Below are 18,963 nucleotides of genomic sequence, written 5' to 3'. Positions count from 1 at the left end.
GCCAGAGCCAGAGCCAGAGCGCCAATTTTCGAGTCACCACTCTAGCTACGCAGAAATACGCGCGGCTGAGTTTGAGGTTCCTAACCTTGAAGATGTTCAGAAACTACTGAGTCGTTTAGAGGCGACCAATGTTGTTGATGAACTGAACCTTGATGAGTTGATGGATCAGAACACCCAGAAAATCGCCCAGCAAGCAGACATGCAAATGTTTGATGCCGCGGTTGAGTCTGTTCAAGTGTTCGAAGAGCCAGAGATTCAGGATTGGAATCTTCCAGAACCCGATTTATCAATTGTTTTAGAGCCACCTGTTGAATCGCAGCAAATTGAAGAGTTACAAGCTGAATCGTTGGAGACGGAACAAGTAGAAGTTAAGGCTGTTGAGCCTGAACTTGACGTTCCTGATCCCGAGACAGTTATTGAACCCGAAACTCAAGCAGGAGGTGCTGACCAGTTTACCTCTTGGGAAAGTACGGTTCGCAAAGAAGACTTTCAAGTCTTGTATTTTGATGTAAACGGCGTGACCTTTGCGGTGCCACTTGATGAGCTTGGCGGCATCCATCGCCTTGAAGAGTTAAGTCATATCATTGGTAAGCCAGCTTGGTATTTGGGTTTACAAACCAACCGTGATAGTCAGCTAGATGTGGTCGACACCGCAAAATGGGTGATGTCTGAGAAACTATCAGGTGACGAATACAAAGAAAACTATCAATATATAGTGATGCTTGGAGAGAGCTTGTGGGGCCTGGCGGGCACAGAGCTCAAAGGCACCGAGCTACTTAATACAGACAAAGTACGTTGGCGAGAAATGGCAGGGAAACGCCCATGGCTCGCTGGTATGGTAAAAGAAAAAATGTGTGCTTTGATTCATGTTGAAGCATTAATCGCCATGCTAAACGCAGGGCTAGATGTAAAAGCATTAAGCTAGTAATAAGCATTGGGCTAACAATAAGCATCAAGTTAATAATAGTGGTCGGTAACGACGGCAAGAGGATTATCTATGTCTCATATGAGTGAAGTTGAAGTAAGAAAAGAGCAAACGAATGATGAAGTACTTCAATGGGTGACTTTCCAGCTAGAAGAAGAAACTTACGGCATCAACGTAATGCAAGTACGTGAAGTACTACGTTACAGCGAAATTGCTCCAGTACCGGGTGCTCCAGATTACGTTCTAGGTATTATTAACCTACGTGGTAACGTTGTTACTGTTATCGACACTCGTTCTCGCTTTGGTTTGATGCAAGGTGAAATCACAGACAACACTCGTATCATCGTTATTGAATCTGAGCGTCAAGTAATTGGCATTCTAGTAGATAGCGTTGCTGAAGTGGTTTACCTGCGTTCTTCTGAAATCGACACAACGCCAAGTGTTGGTACTGATGAAAGTGCTAAGTTCATCCAAGGTGTAAGTAACCGAGATGGCAAGCTACTTATCTTAGTAGATCTAAACAAACTACTAAGCGAAGACGAATGGGATGAGATGGCTCACCTGTAATGTTTGAAGCGCTTCCTTTAAGCCCTGTCGCTCTGATATCAGGCGTTGGGGTTTTTACGTTATTTATCCTGATTTTGATTAGCAAAGTAAAACGTGCGATTCAAAAGCAGCTCGATCAGTCACGCCTGCAAGTTCGTAACTTGGACAAAGAGCTTCAAAAATCGAGTAAGCAATTACTTGAGGTTCGCTCTGTTGTGGTTGGCCTTGGCCAGAAAGTGACTGAACAACAAGATCTTATCAAACATTTGAATGAACGTATTGTTGAGCTGGAACATGCGGATACCGATGGACGTTTGTACACACGTGCAACGAAAATGGTTCAGCTTGGCGCTGGGATTAACGAGTTAATTGAAGAATGTGAATTACCCAAAGCAGAAGCTGAGCTGATGATGTCTCTGCAGAACAAGCTTGCTGGTAAAGAGAAAATTCCTTCATTACGAAGCGACCCTTCATCGTACGATCAGCAACCCGATGCCTCTCGCGATCGCAGAGACCCGCCTCGACGTCGTTAAATTGAGCGCTTAATTCGTATTGAGCAATTGATGTTTATTACGTATTCCTCTTAAAAGAAGCTTCGGCTTCTTTTTTTATGCCTGTCCGATCTATATAGAACGATGTTTATAAGTGCTTGTATCTACGACAATATCTTGTTTGTTGATGAAAATGTGTAAATTGTGATGAGGTGGTAACAGTTTCTTACCGACTTTGTTCTATCGAAAACGCCTAGTCCTGTTTTGTCACCATGTTGGTGTGCTACTATAGCGCTCTCATTACTCGACTAAATTTACCTATGCTAGAAGTCTCAAATTTAACTGCTATTCGTGACGACAGGATTCTGTTTGAATCGTTGTCTTTTCAATTGAAACCAGGTGAGCTGGTTCAAGTTGAAGGTCGTAACGGTACCGGGAAAACGACACTCCTTAGGATTATTACTGGCTTAGGCGATCGCGATGACGGCACTATCTCTTGGGACGGTGAGTCTATTGAATCGAGTCGAGATGTTTATCATCAAAATTTACTTTTTCTTGGTCACCAAACAGGCGTAAAGCGCGAGCTTAGTGCTTATGAGAATCTGAGCTTTTATCAGTCGATTCACAGTGGCGGTACCAGCAAAGAAGAGCTTTACCACGCGCTGGCTCAAGTCGGGCTTGCGGGCAGAGAAGACGTACCTGCGGGGCAACTTTCAGCAGGCCAACAACGCCGAGTTGCGTTGGCTCGCCTTTGGTTGAGCAAGCAAATGTTGTGGATTCTTGATGAGCCGCTGACTGCCATTGATAAGCAGGGCGTGAAAGTTCTCGAATCTCTTTTTTCTCAGCATGCAGACAACGGTGGCATTGTGTTGTTAACCACACACCAAGATATGTTTGCTGATAGCCCGAAACTAAGAAAAATAAAGTTGGGTGAGTAATATGATCTCTTCAATGACCACGATTATCCGACGCGAACTGCTTATCGCGTTTCGACGTCAAGCGGATATCTTTAACCCTTTGTGGTTCTTCATCATTGTTATCACGCTTTTCCCTTTGAGTATTGGCCCAGAGCCAAACCTACTTGCGCGTATTGCTGCGGGTATTGTTTGGGTGGCCGCTTTGCTGTCTGCATTGCTCTCTTTAGAGCGTCTTTTCCGTGATGATTTTCAAGATGGCGCCCTTGAACAGATGATGCTGATGCCAATCCCGTTGCAGTTGGTAGTATTGTCCAAAGTCATAGCACACTGGTTGTTGACCGGGTTACCATTGATTTTAATCAGCCCATTATTGGCTGTTTTGTTGTCTTTAGATTTTGATACATGGCTCTCAGTTGTGTTGACCTTGCTGGTAGGAACACCCGCATTGAGTTTTATTGGTGCGATTGGTGTTGCGTTAACCGTTGGGTTACAGAAGGGCGGAGTCCTGTTAAGCCTGTTAATCTTGCCGCTTTACATCCCCATTTTGATTTTCGCGACGTCAGCGATTGACGCTGCGGCTTTGGGCGTTGCGTACAACGGCCAATTGGCGGTGCTTGGGGCAATGTTAATGGGTGCGATGACTATGACGCCTTTTGCGATCAGTGCCGCACTTAGAGTGAGTGTGAACTGATTGGGGTTCCGTTATCGTATAGCCAATGTGAACCAAATGTGACGATTGGACTCATAGAGTCAATAAAACTGAAAGCAAGACAAATAAAATTATTATAATTATAGCTTTAATAGCTGTAAGCAATATGAAGTAAGAGTGAGATTACAACATGTGGAAATGGCTCCATCCCTATGCCAAAGCAGAAACCTCTTATCAGCTTGCTGGTAAACTTTTGCCATGGTTTTCGATCCTAGCGCTATTGTGTCTATCCGTCGGTACCGTGTGGGGGCTTGCATTTGCGCCTTCTGATTACCAACAAGGCGATAGCTTCCGTATCATCTACATCCATGTTCCGTCTGCAATCTGGTCGATGGGCGTTTACATGTCGATGGCGATTGCTGCCTTTATCGGTTTGGTATGGCAGGTAAGGCTATCAGACATGGCCGCACTGGCGATGGCACCGATTGGCGCTGTGTTTACCTTCATTGCGTTACTAACTGGCGCAGTTTGGGGTAAACCAATGTGGGGTGCTTGGTGGGTTTGGGATGCACGTTTAACCTCAGAGCTGATTCTTCTATTCTTATACTTGGGTGTGATTGCACTACACCACGCTTTTGACGACCAAAAAACAGCAGCGAAAGCGGCAGGCATTTTGGCTATCGTTGGTGTCATCAACCTACCTATCATTCACTTTTCAGTAGAGTGGTGGAACACACTTCACCAAGGCGCGACGATCACTAAGTTCGACAAGCCTTCTATTTCAAGTGACATGTTATGGCCGCTTCTTCTTAACATCTTCGGCTTCGCCTTTTTCTTTGGTGCTGTGACTATGGTTCGTTTCCGTAACGAAATCATCAGTAAAGAAAGTCACCGTCCATGGGTTCGCAAGCTTGCGGCTGAAAAAGCGTAGTAGGGTAGGTAATTATGTATTTTGAATCTTTGAGTGATTTCTTTGCCATGGGAGGCTATGCCTCGTATGTCTGGAGTGCATTTGGAATCACATTCCTCGCGATGATCATTTTACTGGTCGTAAGCGTTCGTCGTGGTAAGCAATTACTAAATGAAGTACAAGCTAAGATTGATCGTCAAGCTCGTATCGATGCAGCAAAAAATATGGAGAACACTCTATGAACCCAAGACGTAAAAAGAGGCTGGGCATTGTCTTAGCGATCTTTTTTGGTATCAGTGCGACTGTTGGATTGATGGTTTACGCACTTAACCAGAACATGGATCTGTTCTACACACCAACTGAGCTGGTCAACGGCAAAGATGGTAAGAAACCTGAAGTTGGTCAACGCCTACGTATTGGTGGCATGGTCGTAGTCGGCTCTGTAAGCCGTGACAATGAATCACTACGTGTAAGCTTTGATTTGCAAGATGTAGGCCCTAAAGTAACAATTCTATACGATGGCATCCTTCCTGATCTTTTCCGTGAAGGCCAAGGTATTGTTGCTCAGGGTGTTCTTAAAAATGCAACGACAATCGAAGCGTTTGAGGTGTTGGCAAAGCACGATGAAGAGTACATGCCTTCTGAAGTTGCGGAAGCAATGAAGAAAACCCATGAGCCTTTGCAATACACGACTGAACAAAAAGAAGGAAATGCTCAATGATAGCCGAGATCGGCCATTTTGCGATGATCCTGTCCTTGGGACTTGCATTGCTGCTAAGCGTGCTCCCACTGTATGGAGCCGCTCGAAATAACACATTATTGATGAACAGCGCACGACCGTTGTCGTGGGGTATGTTCGGATTCTTAGCGATTTCGTTCTTTATCCTGTGTTACGCGTTCTACACAAATGATTTTACGATTCAATACGTAGCAAGTAACTCGAATAGCCAACTGCCTTGGTACTACCGAATTACGGCGGTTTGGGGCGCTCACGAAGGTTCATTACTGCTTTGGGTTCTTATCCAAGCGGGTTGGACGGTTGCTGTAGCGACGTTTAGTCGTGGTATGCCTCAAGAGTCTGTGGCTCGCGTACTGGCTATCATGGGTTTGATTACTGTCGGCTTCTTGCTGTTCATTATCGTAACGTCTAACCCGTTCCTACGTACATTGCCTTTCTTCCCTGTAGATGGCCGTGACTTGAACCCACTACTGCAAGACCCGGGTTTGATTATTCACCCGCCAATGCTTTACATGGGTTATGTAGGTTTCTCTGTTGCGTTCTCTTTTGCAATCGCTTCTCTAATGAGTGGTCGTCTTGATACGGCATGGGCTCGTTGGTCGCGTCCTTGGACAATCGCAGCTTGGTTATTCCTAACGGTAGGTATCGCACTAGGTTCATGGTGGGCTTACTACGAACTTGGCTGGGGTGGCTGGTGGTTCTGGGATCCAGTAGAAAACGCTTCATTCATGCCTTGGTTGGCTGGTACTGCTCTAATGCACTCACTAGCGGTAACTGAAAAGCGTGGCACATTTAAAGCTTGGACAGTATTGCTGGCTATCTCTGCATTCTCGCTAAGCTTACTAGGTACATTCTTAGTTCGTTCAGGCATCTTGGTATCGGTTCACGCGTTTGCGTCGGATCCTGCTCGTGGTATGTTTATTCTAGGTTTCCTAGTCTTTGTTATTGGTGGTTCACTGCTGTTGTTCGCGGTTAAAGGCGCATCGGTTCGTGTTCGCGGTAACTTCGATTTGGTTTCTCGTGAAAACGCACTGCTTGGTAACAACATCTTATTGATTGCAGCGCTTGTCGTTGTATTAGTCGGTACGCTACTGCCATTAGTTCACAAACAGTTAGGCTTGGGCTCGGTATCTATCGGTGCACCATTCTTTGACATGTTGTTCTTTTGGTTAATGATCCCGTTCTCGTTCCTGCTTGGTATCGGTCCTCTGATCCGCTGGAAACGTGACAACCTATCTAAGCTTGTTAAACCAATGCTGATTTCAGGTGCATTCTCACTTGGCTTGAGTGCGCTAATGGTTGCTCTATTGGCCGACCGCTTCAGTGGTACTGCGTTTGCTGGTTGGGTAATGGCGTTCTGGATTATCTTCATGCACGGCTTTGAGTTGCATGAACGTGCGACTCACCGTCACACATTCCTGAAAGGTCTAACTAAGCTACCTCGAAGCCACTGGGCAATGATGTGTGGTCACATCGGTTTAGCTGTGACAGTGATTGGTATCGCGATGGTGCAAAACTACAGCATCGAACGCGATGTTCGTCTGGCACCTGGTGAAAGCTACCAGCTTGAAGAATACAGCTTCCTGTTTACAGGGGTTCGTGACAAAGATGGTCCTAACTACGATGGTTACATTGCTGACTTTGAAATTACTAAAGAAGGCAAATACATCAACACGCTTCATGCTGAAAAACGTTTCTACACCACCGCTAAGTCTATGATGACGGAAGCAGCGATTGACCGTGGTGTAACGCGCGATCTTTACATCGCGATGGGTGAACGTTTAGACGACAACAAATCTTGGGCTGTACGTATCTACTACAAACCATTTGTACGTTGGATCTGGGCAGGCTCTTTGATCATGTCGATTGGTGGCGCTATTGCTATCAGTGACCGTCGTTACCGTTTCCGTAAGCCAACCAAAAAGTCGGCTGAAGAGCAGGAGGCTTAATCCGAATGAACAAGAAGATTTTATTCATTCCATTGATTGCGTTCATGGTTCTAGCTGGAATCTTTGCAACGCAATTAATGCGCAACCAGTCGGGTGATGACCCAACTAAGCTTGAATCCGTATTGATTGGTAAGCCTGTGCCTGAGTTTGACCTAGAAGATTTAGAGCAACCAGGTAAGCTGCATGATCAAGCTATCTTTAAAGGTGAGCCGTTGCTTCTTAACGTATGGGCGACTTGGTGCCCTACTTGTTATGCAGAGCACTCTTACCTGAACAAACTTGCTGGTCAAGGGGTTAAGATCATTGGTCTTAATTACAAAGATGATCGCAATAAAGCGGTTGGTTGGTTAAAAGAGCTGGGTAACCCGTACCTAATCAGCCTGTTTGATGGTAATGGCATGCTAGGTCTTGACCTCGGCGTGTATGGCGCACCTGAAACTTTCCTAATTGATGCTAACGGTGTGGTTCGTTACCGCCATGTTGGTGATGTGAACCCGACCAACTGGGCATCGACGCTTGAGCCGATGTATCAAGAGTTGTTGGAGGAATCGAAATGATTAGAAAGGCATTGATTACTCTATTTGCTACGTTCGCAATCTCAGCGACGGTTTCTGCTGCACCTATCGAATTTCATGAATTTGATACCGTAGATCAAGAGCAGCAGTTCAAAGAGCTAAGCAATACATTACGCTGCCCTAAATGTCAGAACAACACGATTGGTGATTCGAACGCTGAGTTAGCGGTCGACTTACGTCAAAAAGTGTACGAGATGACAAAAGACGGTAAGTCGAAGCAAGATATCATTGATTACATGATTGCTCGCTACGGTAACTTTGTGACTTACAATCCACCACTGACACTAGCAACATCGATCCTTTGGATTGGTCCGTTTGCGGTGGTTGTGTTTGGATTTGGCTTGATCATTTTGCGAAGCAGAAAGTCAAAATCGAAAGCGGCAGTAGAGTCAGATAAAGACTGGGATGCAGACAAAGAAGCTCGCTTAAAAGCGTTACTCGATGAAGAGAACGACGGAGATAAGAAGTAATGACTCTATTTTGGATTTCTACCATTATCCTTTCGCTAGCGGCAATTTTCTTAATTGTTCTGCCTTTCATTAACAAGAAGGCAAACAATGACGAAATGCTTCGCGACGAGTTGAACAAAGCATTCTATAAAGACCGTCTTGTCGAGTTAGAAGTAGAAGCAGAGGAAGGTCTTGTTGATAACCAACAAGAACTGATCGATGATTTGAAACAGTCTCTGCTTGATGATGTTCCTGCACAAGAAGAGATGAAGAAGACTCAAATCTCTACGCTTGGTGTGGTTGTACCGTCGATCATCCTTGTCGTCGTTGTGACTTATGGTATGTACTTTAAGTTCGGTGCGTTGGACAAAGTTCAACACTGGCAAGAAGTGAGCTCGAACCTTCCTGAATTGTCTAAAAAGCTAATGTCATCGGAAGGTGGTGCACTAACGGATGATGAGTTGGAAGATTTGACTCTAGCGCTTCGTACTCGTCTGCATTACCAACCAAAAGATTCAACAGGTTGGTTGCTACTCGGTCGTATTGCACTGGCTAACCGCGACGCTGAAACAGCAAAAGATTCTATGGAACGAGCTTACAAGCTTGAACCTAAGAATGAAGATGTTCAGTTAGGTTTCGCACAAGCACTGATGCTTTCTCCTGATGAAGCTGATCAAAACCAAGCTCGTTTGATTTTGAGCCGTTTGATTCAAAACGATTTCGTTGACCTTCGTGTGTTCTCACTGCTTGCGTTTGATGCGTTTGAGCGTCAAGACTACCCAGGTGCTGTGAAGTACTGGAGCATCATGCAACAGATGATTGGTCCACAAGACAGTCGCTATGAAATGCTTTCGCGCAGTATTGAAAGTGCTCAGAAGAAAATGGGCGACACTATGGGTGTCGACCAAGGTAAGACTGTTGCTGTAACGCTCGATCTATCTGCAGACGTGAATGCTGACCCTAACTCAGTGTTAATTGTGTCAGTACACAGAGCTGATGGTTCTCCAATGCCTATCGCAGCGGCACGCTACCCACTAGGGACTTTCCCTCGTACGGTTGTGCTAGATGACGGCAACAGCATGCTGGAAGGGCAAGAGCTGTCTAGCCTTGAAACACTGATGGTTAGAGCTAGGCTTGATACAGACGGCAACGTTTCAACTCGCGAAGGTGATTGGTACGGTGAAAGTGAAGTGGTTGAATTGGGCGCTCCAGTTACCATTGATATCAATAAGCAATATTAATCATCACTTTGCATAGGTGTTATCTATTCCGATTTGCAGATAAACGGTATAGACTTAGCCAAACAATTGAGGCCAGCGATTGCTGGCCTTTTTTATTATTTGAATTCCTTATGGAAAAGGTGATATGTCTGTCAGTGTTTTAAGACTCTCGAGTTTACTTTTTATCGCAAGCTTAACGGTTGGGTGTTCAAGTGCGCCGGACGAAAGTGTTAACGATGATAACCTCGAAACCTCTGAATACGTCGAAGAGTTCCACCCGAATGATCCTTTTGAAGGCTTCAACCGAGCGATGTGGGATATCAACTACGAATATCTAGATCCTTACTTAGTTCGCCCTGTTTCCCTCGCTTATGTTGACTACACCCCTGTGCCAGTGCGTTCTGGTATCTCCAATTTCCTAGCCAACTTAGACGAACCATCAAGCATGGTGAATAACCTTATTATGGGCAATGGTGAAAAAGCACTCGACCATTTCAATCGTTTTTGGATTAACTCAACGATTGGTTTGTTAGGCTTAATCGATATTGCTAGCGAAGCTGGGATCACCAAGTACGATGATAAGTCGTTCTCTGATGCGATTGGTCATTACGGGGTAGGAAATGGTCCGTACTTCATGGTACCGGGTTATGGCCCAGTAACAACGCGCGAAGTGACTGAAACCGTTGATGGTATGTATGTGCCTCTGTCTTTCTTGAACTTCTGGGCTAGCTTAGGAAAGTGGGCATTCGAAGGCATGGAAACTCGTGCTCAGTTAGTTTCTCAAGAAGCTCTGTTGGATAGCTCTCCTGATCCATATGCATTAACGCGTGATGTTTACATTCAACGTCGTGATTTCAAAGCCGAGATTGAACCTGAAGAGGTCGACCTTGAAGAAGAAGATTTCATCGATGGTTATCTAGAAGATTACTAGAAACACGATTTAGAAAACCGATAAAAGACAGGCTCGATGTTGATGCAACATCGAGCCTTTTTAATATTTTCTACTTTTAGGGCGGTAGATTAGAAGCGGTAGTTCGCTTGGATGCCCACTAACCAGATGCTACCAGTCACTTCACCTTCGAAGTCACCACCAAATGGCGCAGAACTTGCGTCATCTTCAACCATTTTTGCGTCTTTAGCTAGAATGTAAGTGAAGCCAGCATCTAGAGTTAGTTGCTCAGACCATTGATATCCAGCACCAATGCTTAACCAAGTGCGGTCTGTTTCTGGGATCGTTGCCGTACGGTGCTCATCGCTTACCGCTGAAGTATCGTATGCGATACCAGAACGTAAAGCTAACTTAGGCGTCATTTGGTAAGTCGTACCAATCGCAAAACGGTAGTTGTCTTCCCAGTTCTCTTCTTTGATTGACACTGATTCTGTTGGGAAATCAGCAACAAGCTCTTTGAAGCTGCTCCAGTTAGTCCAGTTAATGCTCGCGTGAACCGCAACTTTTTCTGTCAATTGGTGGAAACTTGCAAGCTCTGCGGTCGCAGGAAGCGCAAGATCCATTGAGCCATTTCTTTTCTGACCTTGAGGTAATGTGAAGCCTGCACCTTCGGCATGACCTTCAAGAGTAAGGTCAACTTCTGATTTGTAGGTAAAGCCAAGGCGGTTGTTTTCATTGATCTGCCATGCAGTACCTACTTGCCAACCCCATGCTGTGTCATCGCCTTCCATATATTTTAGAGTGTCGCCTTTTGCTACACCAGCAAGTGGAAACGGAGCTGACGCAACTGCGCCAAAACTGCCTTCAGCCATGATGTAGCGAATACCGCCACCAATAGATACACTTTCAAGTACTTGGTATGCAGCGTTTAGGTTTAGCTCCATTGTGGTAACACTTGCTTCGTTACCGTGGTTAGCACCACCGAAGTCTGTACCTAGGTCTGTTTCCATACCGTAGTTAGTACCAGCAGCAAAACCTAATGCAAACTTGTCGTTGTACTTATGAGAAACATAAAAGTTTGGAATTACTGCGCTATGTGCAAAATCGCTAGAGTTAGATGAGGACTTAGCGCCAGTAAAAGCAGACGTAGAAGTGCCATCGATATCAATGTTAGGGTCAACATAGATAGCGCCAACAGAAACTTGTGTGCCTTCTAGATAAGTCAGCATTGCAGGGTTACGCCATTGAGCATCTGCACCGTCAGCCATTGCTGCTTCACCAGCGTATGCGCGGCCTAGGCCTGTTGCCGAGTATTCTGCTAGTTGAAAACCTGCCGCGTGAGTTACGGTAGAAGTCGAAAGTAGTCCAACTGCCACAGCAGCAGATAGAAGAGTCTTATTCATTTTCATTATTATGTTCGCTGAATCATAAGTATTTAGTGGCGTGATTCTACGTTTAGAGTCATTACTTTAAAAATGAAATTCGAATAAAACAGTGTTTTAGGGATTTAATGAGTAAATGTGTTTAATTATTAGAGAAATAATCTAAATGTTTCTGCTGTGTTGCGAAGTTTGAGCGTACACTTGTAGTCATATATTGACCTTGCAGGCTACAGTTGTAAGCTTAAATTGATGTAGGTCAGTGGTTTAGGCAATAAAAAAGGGTCGCATTATGCGACCCTTTGGGATTACTTATTAGCTTATATTAGAAGCTACGGCTGTATTGAAGACCAACTAAGATAGCATCAGCATGAGTTGTTGCTTCTATTGATGAAATTGTAGTTCCTGATATTTCAGTAGTTTCATTGACTTTTACATCATCACCCAGTAGGTAAGTGAAGCCGAAATCTACGTTTGAAGCTGTATCAATGTGGTATGTGAAGCCAGCAGAGAACCATTGACGATCAGAATCTGGTACCGAAACTGATGTAATACTATCTTGGGCACTTGTGTCGTACATGTAACCGGCACGTAATGTCCAATCTTTATTCATGTAGTAAGTTGTACCAAGAGCGTAATGCATCCCATCTTGCCATTTATACTCATTTAACTCACCGGCTTTGTCAGCCTCTAGTACGTCAAATGCGCTCCAACCAATCCATTGAACGCTGTAGTGAACAGCAAACTTAGAGTCTGGTAGCATATGGTAACCAGAGAACTCAATCATGCTAGGTAACGGCATGTTTAATGTATCGTTTTTGTATGTTGCGTTAACAACATCTCCTGTTGCTGGGTTCACTCCAATACCAGTAATATCACCTTCAGCTTCTAGAGTTGGGCTGTAACGATATGCTAAGCCAAATCTATTATCTTTATCTAGCTCGAAAACTGTACCCAAGTTAAAGCCTACAGCCCAACCGTCAGCGTCTGCATCTAGAGCTGTGTATTCTTGAACACCTGTAGGGTTTGCTACATTATTAGGCAGCGTAATTTTACGCTCAAGCTTACCTTGTCCATAGATGAAGTCTAAACCTGCACCAAAGCTCCACTGTTCATTCAAACGGTATGAGCCAGCTACCCCTAAGTTCATACTTTTAACGTCAGTTAGGCCACCATATTCAGAACCTGCAAACGAATCGTCAAACTCAGTTTTAGTACCAAAGTTAGTGTAGGCATTGACGCCCCATGCAAATTGGTCATTAACAGGCACAATTAAGTGGATGTTAGGTGCGATAGAAGTATCACCCGCATCATCATAGTTTGAAGGTGTTGAACCAGTTAATGCGCTAGTGTAAGTGGCATCTTTGACTTCAATTTTCGAAGTGATCGAAGTGAAACCTAAAGATAGTTCAACTTTATCAAACAGTGCCATTGCAGCTGGGTTACGAGCCATTACTGACGCGTTATCTGCGATTACAGCATCACCAGCGAAAGCACGGCCAAGGCCGGTTGCTGATTGTGCGTTAAGTTGGAAACCTGCTGCCATCGCTTGCGAAGACGCCAGTGTAATTGTTACTGCTAAAAGAGACTTTTTAAACAGACGCGTGTTGTTGGTAGTCATTCATTTATTCCTTTATATATCCGCCTCTACAGGGCGATTAATTTGAGCAATTGCTCAATGGTGGCTGATCCTATTCGCAAGTATACGATATACAAATCCGACCATTGGGAATTTTGAGTGGAAAATTATGGAAATGACGCCTATCTGGCACGAAAATGGTGTGAAATGCTGTTTTTTAGAGTTTTAACTCTAGAGGTATTGGTGGTGTGAATGGTTTCGTGGTTTATTTATAAATAAAGCCCAGCAATATCAGTAATATAATTGCTGGGCCTTTTGTGACGGGGCTTTAAGAGCGAATCAGCTCATTGGTTTGATCATTTTTGTCAGCTTTTCGGCGATTTTGGAAACATCCTCACCATTTTCACCCACAAGGATTAAGCTGCTGCCATCTACGGGTGTTACCGAGCCGGACATGCCTTTTTCATCAAAATCGATAGGTTTGTCTGTTGGAATACCGGTTAAAAACAGTGTTACTTTGCCTTTTGCGCCTTGGAAGACCATATGTACTGCGTTGGATTTACCAAAGCCACAGTGGTTTAGGTAATAAACATGGTAAGGGAAAGCGTCATCAAACTGAAAAGCAAATGGGTTCATTTTTGCGTTGATCTGCTGCGATGTAACCTGTTCATCGATGCTACTAACAAAGCTCTTCTCATCAACAACATGCTTCATCGCTGTATCAACTAAACTAGCTTGCGCAGGTGAAACGAATGCATTTCCCCAATTCACTTGGCCAACTAATAAACCTGCAACGAATGCTACTGAGGCGGCCATTGCCATTGCTCGTCTCGCAAACGTTGGCCTTACTACTTTGCTTTCTTCGCTTGAGGTCTGATTGAACAGAATACGATCAGCAAGATCGTCTGGCACATCCACATTCATCGCAGAGTGGATCTGTTTATCAAGCGCTAGTACATCGTCTAAGAAGTTACTATTGGCTTCGCTATTCGCGGTCGCATCAACAATATCTTGTGTACGTTGTTTAGGTTCCGACAATACACGACGACGAAATTCCAAATCATCCATTATGTTGCCCCCTCTCTGCCTCTTCTGTATCCAACAGCTCTTTCAACTGATTTCGAGCTCTGAATAAACGTGTCATCACCGTGTTTTTGTTGAGATCGAGAATATCGGCAATCTCATCACCACTAAAACCACCAATCACTTGCAAGAAGAGAGGTTCACGGTAATCAATTTCAAGTTTCATGATCTGGGCTTGCAACCACTGATGCTGATGGTGCGGGTCATCACTGACACTAGCATCGTTACCGTGATCGTCGATATCAACCAGATCAAACTGTTTGCGTTCAAAACGTCGAGCGTTCTCGCGTCTCAAGATGGTAATCAGCCAAGATTTGGCGGCTTTTTCATCTTGAAGGCTATCGAGTGACTTCCATGCACGAAGGCAAGTTTCTTGAACTAAGTCTTCGGCAATGCTTTTGTCTTTGCATAACCAATAGGCGTAGCGAAAGAGGTCACGATGATAGGCGCGCACAAGTGCTTCGTATTTTCTTTGTTTGTCCATATCAGAGTTGACCGGACGCTTGGCTGTTTTCTTTCCAAACATTTTTATTATTGACACACGAGCCTCCATAATTGCTCTGCGTATAGCTGTCCTCTATACGTTGTGCTTCGTTTTTATATTTTTAGAGCTAACGATCGGCAGGAAATCGTAAAATCACATTAAAATTGATCTACTTCAAAATCTAAGGCCTCGAACTCGTTATAGTACACCTTGTCGTCTAGTTAGTCATTCGTGGCTAGCATGTTGAGCAAGACGACACTTCCTTTTGAAGGCTGACTTTACTTTCTCCTAATCAGGAAACTGATTATTTCAATTGGCGCTAAGTTAATTGCTTTATATACATTCCGACCACACAGCTTTGTGTGGTTTTTTTTTGCCTCAAGAAAACCATTCCCTACACAGCGATAACAGTCTTTGCTTACAATAGTTTAGTCTCTTACGACAACCTTTCCCCCAAAAAGGTTCGCCTGAATGCGCAGTTATATTTTCAAACAGTGAGATACTCGTATCACGTTTATTTAAACGCTCGTTTGATTTAATTAACAACTTCTTTACAATGCTTCAGGTCAGACCTCTTAACTTTAAGGAGAAACCATGGGCAAACAGGAAGTCAAAACGCGTTCTGGAGAACGTGTTGCCGTTGTCGCTGGATTACGAACCCCATTTGCTCGTCAGAGCACAGAATTTAGCCAAGTGCCTGCGGTTGACCTAGGCAAAATGGTTGTGAGCGAAATGCTTGCAAGAACGGATGTCGATCCTGCGCTTATCGAACAAGTTGTGTTCGGCCAAGTAGTGCAAATGCCAGAAGCGCCGAACATTGCGCGTGAAATCGTGTTGGGCACAGGCATGAACATCAATACCGATGCCTACAGTGTCACACGAGCATGTGCGACCAGCTTCCAAGCGGCAGTTAACGTGACCGAAAGCATTATGGCTGGCACGATTGATATCGGTATTGCGGGCGGTGCGGACTCTTCTTCTGTATTGCCTATCGGTGTTTCGAAAAAGTTAGCGGCAAATCTATTAGCGCTGAGCAAAACGAAAACTATGGGTCAAAAGCTGAAGATTCTTAAAACGCTTTCCGTAAAAGATTTGATGCCAGTACCACCTGCAGTTGCAGAGTACTCGACCGGTTTATCCATGGGACAAACGGCTGAGCAGATGGCGAAGACGCATGGTATTACTCGCGAAGCTCAAGATGCACTTGCTCACCGTTCTCATTCTTTGGCTTCTCAAGCATGGAAAGAAGGCAAGATTAAAGACGAAGTGATGACGGCATTCCCGGCACCTTACAAAAAGTATCTAGCGGAAGACAACAACATTCGCCACGACTCAACGGTTGAAGGATACGCCAAGCTACGTCCTGCTTTTGATAGAAAGTACGGCAGTGTAACGGCAGCCAATGCTACGCCACTGACTGATGGCGGTGCAGCAGTGATGTTGATGCGCGAAGGTAAAGCGAAAGAACTAGGCTTAGAAGTGCTTGGTTATATTCGTGGTTATGCGTTCTCAGCGATTGGTGTTGAAACAGATATGCTGATGGGCCCGACTTACGCGACCTCACAAGTATTAAAGAACACCGGTTTAGAGTTGTCAGACCTAACACTGATCGAAATGCACGAAGCATTCGCTGCCCAAGTTTTGGCTAACGTGAAAATGTTCGCAAGCGATGAGTTTGCACAGAAGAATCTTGGCCGCGATAAAGCGATCGGTGAGATTGATATGGAGAAGTTCAACGTGCTGGGTAGCTCGATTGCTTACGGACATCCGTTTGCAGCGACTGGCGCACGCATGATGACTCAAACATTACGTGAACTGAAACGTCGCGGTGGCGGCTTGGCACTGAACACAGCGTGTGCGGCTGGTGGTTTAGGTGCAGCAATGATCTTGGAGGTAGAATAATGTCTACGACTCTTGATGCAACAACAGAAAAAGAAACAGTCGCTCAACCAGATTCAACCTCTGCGACTGAATCAACCAAAAAGAAAGCGACAGCATTTACTCTCAATATCGATGAGCAAGATATTGCTTGGTTAGCGATTGATGTACCAAACGAGAAAATGAACACGCTGCAAGCGGCTTTTGCTGAAGAAATGAAAGCCATCTTCGAGCAACTCAAAGAAAAGCAAAGCCGAGTTAAGGGCCTAATCGTTCATTCTCTTAAGCCAGATAACTTTATCGCTGGTGCTGATGTAAGAATGCTTGATGCGTGTAAAACGGCTGACGAAGCACAGTCTCTGGCTCGCCAAGGGCAGGAGATGTTCCAAACGCTTTCTGAACTACCGTACCCAGTAGTCGCAGCGATTCACGGCCCATGTTTAGGTGGTGGTTTAGAGCTTGCACTGGCGTGTGATTACCGTGTATGTACCGATTCAGATAAGACTCGCGTTGGTCTGCCAGAAGTACAGTTAGGTCTGTTACCAGGCTCTGGCGGTACACAGCGTCTACCTCGCCTTATTGGTTTGCTGCCATCTCTTGACCTAATCCTTACGGGTAAGCAACTGCGCGCTAAGAAAGCGAAATCGCTCGGTGTTGTCGATGCTTGTGTGCCTGAAACTATCCTGCTTGAAGTCGCTAAAAGCTTTGTTGAAAAGAATACGGGCAGTAAAAAAGGTAAGCGCCTTGCGTCGAAAAGCCAAGCGTCGACCAAAGAAAAGCTGATTTCACGTAACGGCCTTGGTCGTAAAGTGATTTTTGAACAAGCTTCTAAGAAGACCAATCAGAAAACACGCGGCAATTACCCAGCAGCGGATGCGATTTTAGACGTGATTCGTTATGGCCTTGAGAACGGCTTTGATAAAGGTCTTCAGTATGAAGCGAAGCGTTTCTCAGAACTGGTTATGACTTCAGAGTCTAAAGCCCTTCGTTCGATTTTCTTTGCAACCACGGAAATGAAAAAAGAACACGGCGCAGACGCAGAACCCAAAGCGGTTAAGCGTGTTGGTGTGCTAGGCGGTGGTCTTATGGGCGCAGGCATCAGCCATGTCAGTGTTGCTAAGGCGAAAGTGCCTGTACGCATTAAAGACGTATCAAATGAAGGTGTACTGAACGCGCTTAACTACAACTTCAAGTTGTTCGATAAGCAGCGTAAGCGTCGCATTCTGAGCCGAGCGGGCCTTGAAAGTAAGATGCTTCAACTGTCTGGTGGTATCGACTTTACGAGCTTTAATCACACCGATGTGGTGATTGAAGCGGTATTTGAAGACCTCGACCTTAAGCAGTCAATGGTTGCGGACATCGAAGCCAATGCCAAGCCAGAGACTATTTTCGCGACGAATACGTCTTCATTGCCGATCCATAAGATTGCGGAGAAGGCGCAGCGACCAGAAAACGTGGTCGGTCTTCACTACTTCAGCCCAGCCGAAAAAATGCCGCTAGTAGAAGTTATCCCTCATGAAACTACGTCAGAAGAGACGATTTCTACGGTTGTTGCATTAGCGAAGAAGCAAGGTAAAACGCCGATTGTTGTGAAAGACACGGCTGGTTTTTATGTGAACCGTATTCTTGCTCCGTACATGAACGAAGCAGCGCATTTACTGCTAGCGAACGAGCCGATTGAAAAGCTCGACAGCACGTTATTGGACTTCGGTTTCCCGGTTGGTCCTATCACTTTATTAGATGAGGTGGGTGTTGATATCGGTGCGAAGATCATTCCGATTTTAGTGAATGAGCTTGGCGATCGTTTCCAAGGTCCTGATGTGTTCGATATTCTTTTGAATGACAATCGTAAAGGCCGCAAGAGTGGTAAAGGTTTCTACACTTACAAAGGCAAGAAGAAGGAAGTGGATAAGTCAGTTTACAAGCTGCTTAAGCTGCAACCAGATCCTAAGTTGAGCGATAACGATATCGCGATGCGCTGTGTGTTACCTATGCTAAACGAAGCGGTTCGTTGTCTAGACGACGGCATTATCCGCAGCCCTCGTGATGGTGATATCGGTGCGATTTTCGGTATCGGTTTCCCGCCATTCCTAGGTGGTCCGTTCCGTTATATGGATCAAATCGGCATTAAGTCACTGGTTGAGATGATGAACGATTTCGCTAAGAAGTACGGTGATCGTTTCGCGCCATGTGATGGCCTACTGACACGTGCTGGATTGGGTGAGTCTTTTTACAAGTAACTCTCTAACTCATTGATTAAGAAGCCCGTATCAAGCAATTGATGCGGGCTTTTCTGTTTTA

The 18,963-nt window shown here is 44.9% G+C and carries 19 protein-coding genes; 15 read left to right on the top strand and 4 right to left on the bottom strand.

The genetic code is table 11. The features are described from left to right. The 13 genes from AB4274_RS09530 to AB4274_RS09470 form a co-directional block, all read left to right on the top strand. On the top strand, window positions 1-925 hold a 925-nt coding region (locus tag AB4274_RS09530), incomplete at its 5' end, for a chemotaxis protein CheW (protein ID WP_136974976.1). Between the two features lie 72 nt (window positions 926-997). Further along, complete coding sequence (locus AB4274_RS09525; protein ID WP_017064109.1) at window positions 998-1,492, top strand: chemotaxis protein CheW; 495 nt, start codon at window positions 998-1,000, stop codon at window positions 1,490-1,492. Then, window positions 1,492-2,004 (top strand): DUF2802 domain-containing protein, encoded by a 513-nt coding sequence (locus tag AB4274_RS09520; RefSeq protein ID WP_017060660.1) that lies wholly within the window; start codon window positions 1,492-1,494, stop codon window positions 2,002-2,004. The genes AB4274_RS09525 and AB4274_RS09520 overlap by 1 nt, the downstream gene beginning before the upstream one ends. Window positions 2,005-2,282: 278 nt before the next feature. Beyond that, window positions 2,283-2,900: a cytochrome c biogenesis heme-transporting ATPase CcmA gene (gene ccmA, locus AB4274_RS09515; protein ID WP_017060659.1), complete on the top strand. Its 618-nt coding sequence runs from the start codon at window positions 2,283-2,285 to the stop codon at window positions 2,898-2,900. 1 nt (window position 2,901) lies between these two features. Next, a complete protein-coding gene (ccmB, locus tag AB4274_RS09510) occupies window positions 2,902-3,570 on the top strand; it encodes a heme exporter protein CcmB (protein WP_017060658.1) in 669 nt (222 codons plus the stop codon). A 148-nt stretch (window positions 3,571-3,718) separates the two neighbouring features. Then, window positions 3,719-4,459 (top strand): heme ABC transporter permease, encoded by a 741-nt coding sequence (locus AB4274_RS09505; protein ID WP_017064107.1) that lies wholly within the window; start codon window positions 3,719-3,721, stop codon window positions 4,457-4,459. Between the two features lie 14 nt (window positions 4,460-4,473). Further along, window positions 4,474-4,680 (top strand): heme exporter protein CcmD, encoded by a 207-nt coding sequence (gene ccmD, locus AB4274_RS09500; RefSeq protein WP_009848525.1) that lies wholly within the window; start codon window positions 4,474-4,476, stop codon window positions 4,678-4,680. Beyond that, window positions 4,677-5,159, top strand: a complete 483-nt coding sequence (gene ccmE / locus AB4274_RS09495) for a cytochrome c maturation protein CcmE (protein WP_017064106.1) — start codon at window positions 4,677-4,679, stop codon at window positions 5,157-5,159. Before ccmD ends, ccmE begins: the two co-directional genes overlap by 4 nt. After that, window positions 5,156-7,126, top strand: a complete 1,971-nt coding sequence (locus AB4274_RS09490; RefSeq protein ID WP_017060654.1) for a heme lyase CcmF/NrfE family subunit — start codon at window positions 5,156-5,158, stop codon at window positions 7,124-7,126. The genes ccmE and AB4274_RS09490 overlap by 4 nt, the downstream gene beginning before the upstream one ends. A 5-nt stretch (window positions 7,127-7,131) precedes the next feature. Next, window positions 7,132-7,683 carry a DsbE family thiol:disulfide interchange protein gene (locus tag AB4274_RS09485; RefSeq protein ID WP_017066365.1) on the top strand — a complete coding sequence of 184 codons (552 nt, stop codon included), beginning with the start codon at window positions 7,132-7,134 and terminating at the stop codon, window positions 7,681-7,683. Next, window positions 7,680-8,171 (top strand): cytochrome c-type biogenesis protein, encoded by a 492-nt coding sequence (locus AB4274_RS09480; protein ID WP_017066364.1) that lies wholly within the window; start codon window positions 7,680-7,682, stop codon window positions 8,169-8,171. The genes AB4274_RS09485 and AB4274_RS09480 overlap by 4 nt, the downstream gene beginning before the upstream one ends. Continuing rightward, entirely contained in the window at window positions 8,171-9,391 is a 1,221-nt protein-coding gene (gene ccmI / locus AB4274_RS09475) for a c-type cytochrome biogenesis protein CcmI (protein ID WP_372111892.1), read from the top strand. Before AB4274_RS09480 ends, ccmI begins: the two co-directional genes overlap by 1 nt. A 124-nt stretch (window positions 9,392-9,515) precedes the next feature. Continuing rightward, window positions 9,516-10,301: a VacJ family lipoprotein gene (locus tag AB4274_RS09470; protein WP_372111889.1), complete on the top strand. Its 786-nt coding sequence runs from the start codon at window positions 9,516-9,518 to the stop codon at window positions 10,299-10,301. 89 nt (window positions 10,302-10,390) lie between these two features. Here AB4274_RS09470 and AB4274_RS09465 read toward each other — a convergent pair whose 3' ends face one another. The 4 genes from AB4274_RS09465 to AB4274_RS09450 all read right to left on the bottom strand — a co-directional run bounded on the left by AB4274_RS09465 (window position 10,391) and on the right by AB4274_RS09450 (window position 14,826). Beyond that, on the bottom strand, window positions 10,391-11,668 hold the full coding sequence (locus AB4274_RS09465; protein ID WP_372111886.1) for an outer membrane protein transport protein: 1,278 nt from the start codon (window positions 11,666-11,668) through the stop codon (window positions 10,391-10,393). Between the two features lie 295 nt (window positions 11,669-11,963). After that, window positions 11,964-13,259, bottom strand: a complete 1,296-nt coding sequence (locus AB4274_RS09460; RefSeq protein ID WP_017060648.1) for an outer membrane protein transport protein — start codon at window positions 13,257-13,259, stop codon at window positions 11,964-11,966. A gap of 297 nt (window positions 13,260-13,556) precedes the next feature. Beyond that, complete coding sequence (locus AB4274_RS09455) at window positions 13,557-14,285, bottom strand: DUF3379 domain-containing protein (protein WP_017060647.1); 729 nt, start codon at window positions 14,283-14,285, stop codon at window positions 13,557-13,559. Further along, complete coding sequence (locus AB4274_RS09450) at window positions 14,278-14,826, bottom strand: sigma-70 family RNA polymerase sigma factor (protein ID WP_017060646.1); 549 nt, start codon at window positions 14,824-14,826, stop codon at window positions 14,278-14,280. The genes AB4274_RS09455 and AB4274_RS09450 overlap by 8 nt, the downstream gene beginning before the upstream one ends. A 552-nt stretch (window positions 14,827-15,378) precedes the next feature. Between AB4274_RS09450 and fadI the strand changes: the two genes are divergently transcribed. Then, complete coding sequence (fadI, locus tag AB4274_RS09445; protein ID WP_017060645.1) at window positions 15,379-16,686, top strand: acetyl-CoA C-acyltransferase FadI; 1,308 nt, start codon at window positions 15,379-15,381, stop codon at window positions 16,684-16,686. After that, the gene (gene fadJ / locus AB4274_RS09440; RefSeq protein ID WP_102332825.1) at window positions 16,686-18,902 is read left to right on the top strand and encodes a fatty acid oxidation complex subunit alpha FadJ; all 2,217 of its coding nucleotides are present in this window, start codon (window positions 16,686-16,688) and stop codon (window positions 18,900-18,902) included. Before fadI ends, fadJ begins: the two co-directional genes overlap by 1 nt. Window positions 18,903-18,963 lie beyond the last annotated feature (61 nt).

It is taken from the genome of Vibrio sp. 10N.261.55.A10 (assembly GCF_041470825.1).
Lineage (GTDB): Bacteria > Pseudomonadota > Gammaproteobacteria > Enterobacterales > Vibrionaceae > Vibrio > Vibrio crassostreae_C.
Note: the sequence above shows the minus strand (reverse complement) of the source record. Positions and strands in the feature narration are given on the sequence as shown.

Coding starts and splice junctions, on each gene's coding strand:
- ccmB (WP_017060658.1), top strand. CDS start 2,902: ATGATCTCTTCAATGACCACGATTATCCGACGCGAACTGCTTATCGCG.
- AB4274_RS09485 (WP_017066365.1), top strand. CDS start 7,132: ATGAACAAGAAGATTTTATTCATTCCATTGATTGCGTTCATGGTTCTA.
- AB4274_RS09470 (WP_372111889.1), top strand. CDS start 9,516: ATGTCTGTCAGTGTTTTAAGACTCTCGAGTTTACTTTTTATCGCAAGC.
- AB4274_RS09465 (WP_372111886.1), bottom strand. CDS start 11,668: ATGAAAATGAATAAGACTCTTCTATCTGCTGCTGTGGCAGTTGGACTA.
- AB4274_RS09450 (WP_017060646.1), bottom strand. CDS start 14,826: ATGTTTGGAAAGAAAACAGCCAAGCGTCCGGTCAACTCTGATATGGAC.
- ccmD (WP_009848525.1), top strand. CDS start 4,474: ATGTATTTTGAATCTTTGAGTGATTTCTTTGCCATGGGAGGCTATGCC.
- AB4274_RS09520 (WP_017060660.1), top strand. CDS start 1,492: ATGTTTGAAGCGCTTCCTTTAAGCCCTGTCGCTCTGATATCAGGCGTT.
- AB4274_RS09455 (WP_017060647.1), bottom strand. CDS start 14,285: ATGGATGATTTGGAATTTCGTCGTCGTGTATTGTCGGAACCTAAACAA.
- ccmI (WP_372111892.1), top strand. CDS start 8,171: ATGACTCTATTTTGGATTTCTACCATTATCCTTTCGCTAGCGGCAATT.
- AB4274_RS09460 (WP_017060648.1), bottom strand. CDS start 13,259: ATGACTACCAACAACACGCGTCTGTTTAAAAAGTCTCTTTTAGCAGTA.
- AB4274_RS09480 (WP_017066364.1), top strand. CDS start 7,680: ATGATTAGAAAGGCATTGATTACTCTATTTGCTACGTTCGCAATCTCA.
- AB4274_RS09525 (WP_017064109.1), top strand. CDS start 998: ATGTCTCATATGAGTGAAGTTGAAGTAAGAAAAGAGCAAACGAATGAT.
- AB4274_RS09490 (WP_017060654.1), top strand. CDS start 5,156: ATGATAGCCGAGATCGGCCATTTTGCGATGATCCTGTCCTTGGGACTT.
- ccmA (WP_017060659.1), top strand. CDS start 2,283: ATGCTAGAAGTCTCAAATTTAACTGCTATTCGTGACGACAGGATTCTG.
- AB4274_RS09505 (WP_017064107.1), top strand. CDS start 3,719: ATGTGGAAATGGCTCCATCCCTATGCCAAAGCAGAAACCTCTTATCAG.
- fadJ (WP_102332825.1), top strand. CDS start 16,686: ATGTCTACGACTCTTGATGCAACAACAGAAAAAGAAACAGTCGCTCAA.
- ccmE (WP_017064106.1), top strand. CDS start 4,677: ATGAACCCAAGACGTAAAAAGAGGCTGGGCATTGTCTTAGCGATCTTT.
- fadI (WP_017060645.1), top strand. CDS start 15,379: ATGGGCAAACAGGAAGTCAAAACGCGTTCTGGAGAACGTGTTGCCGTT.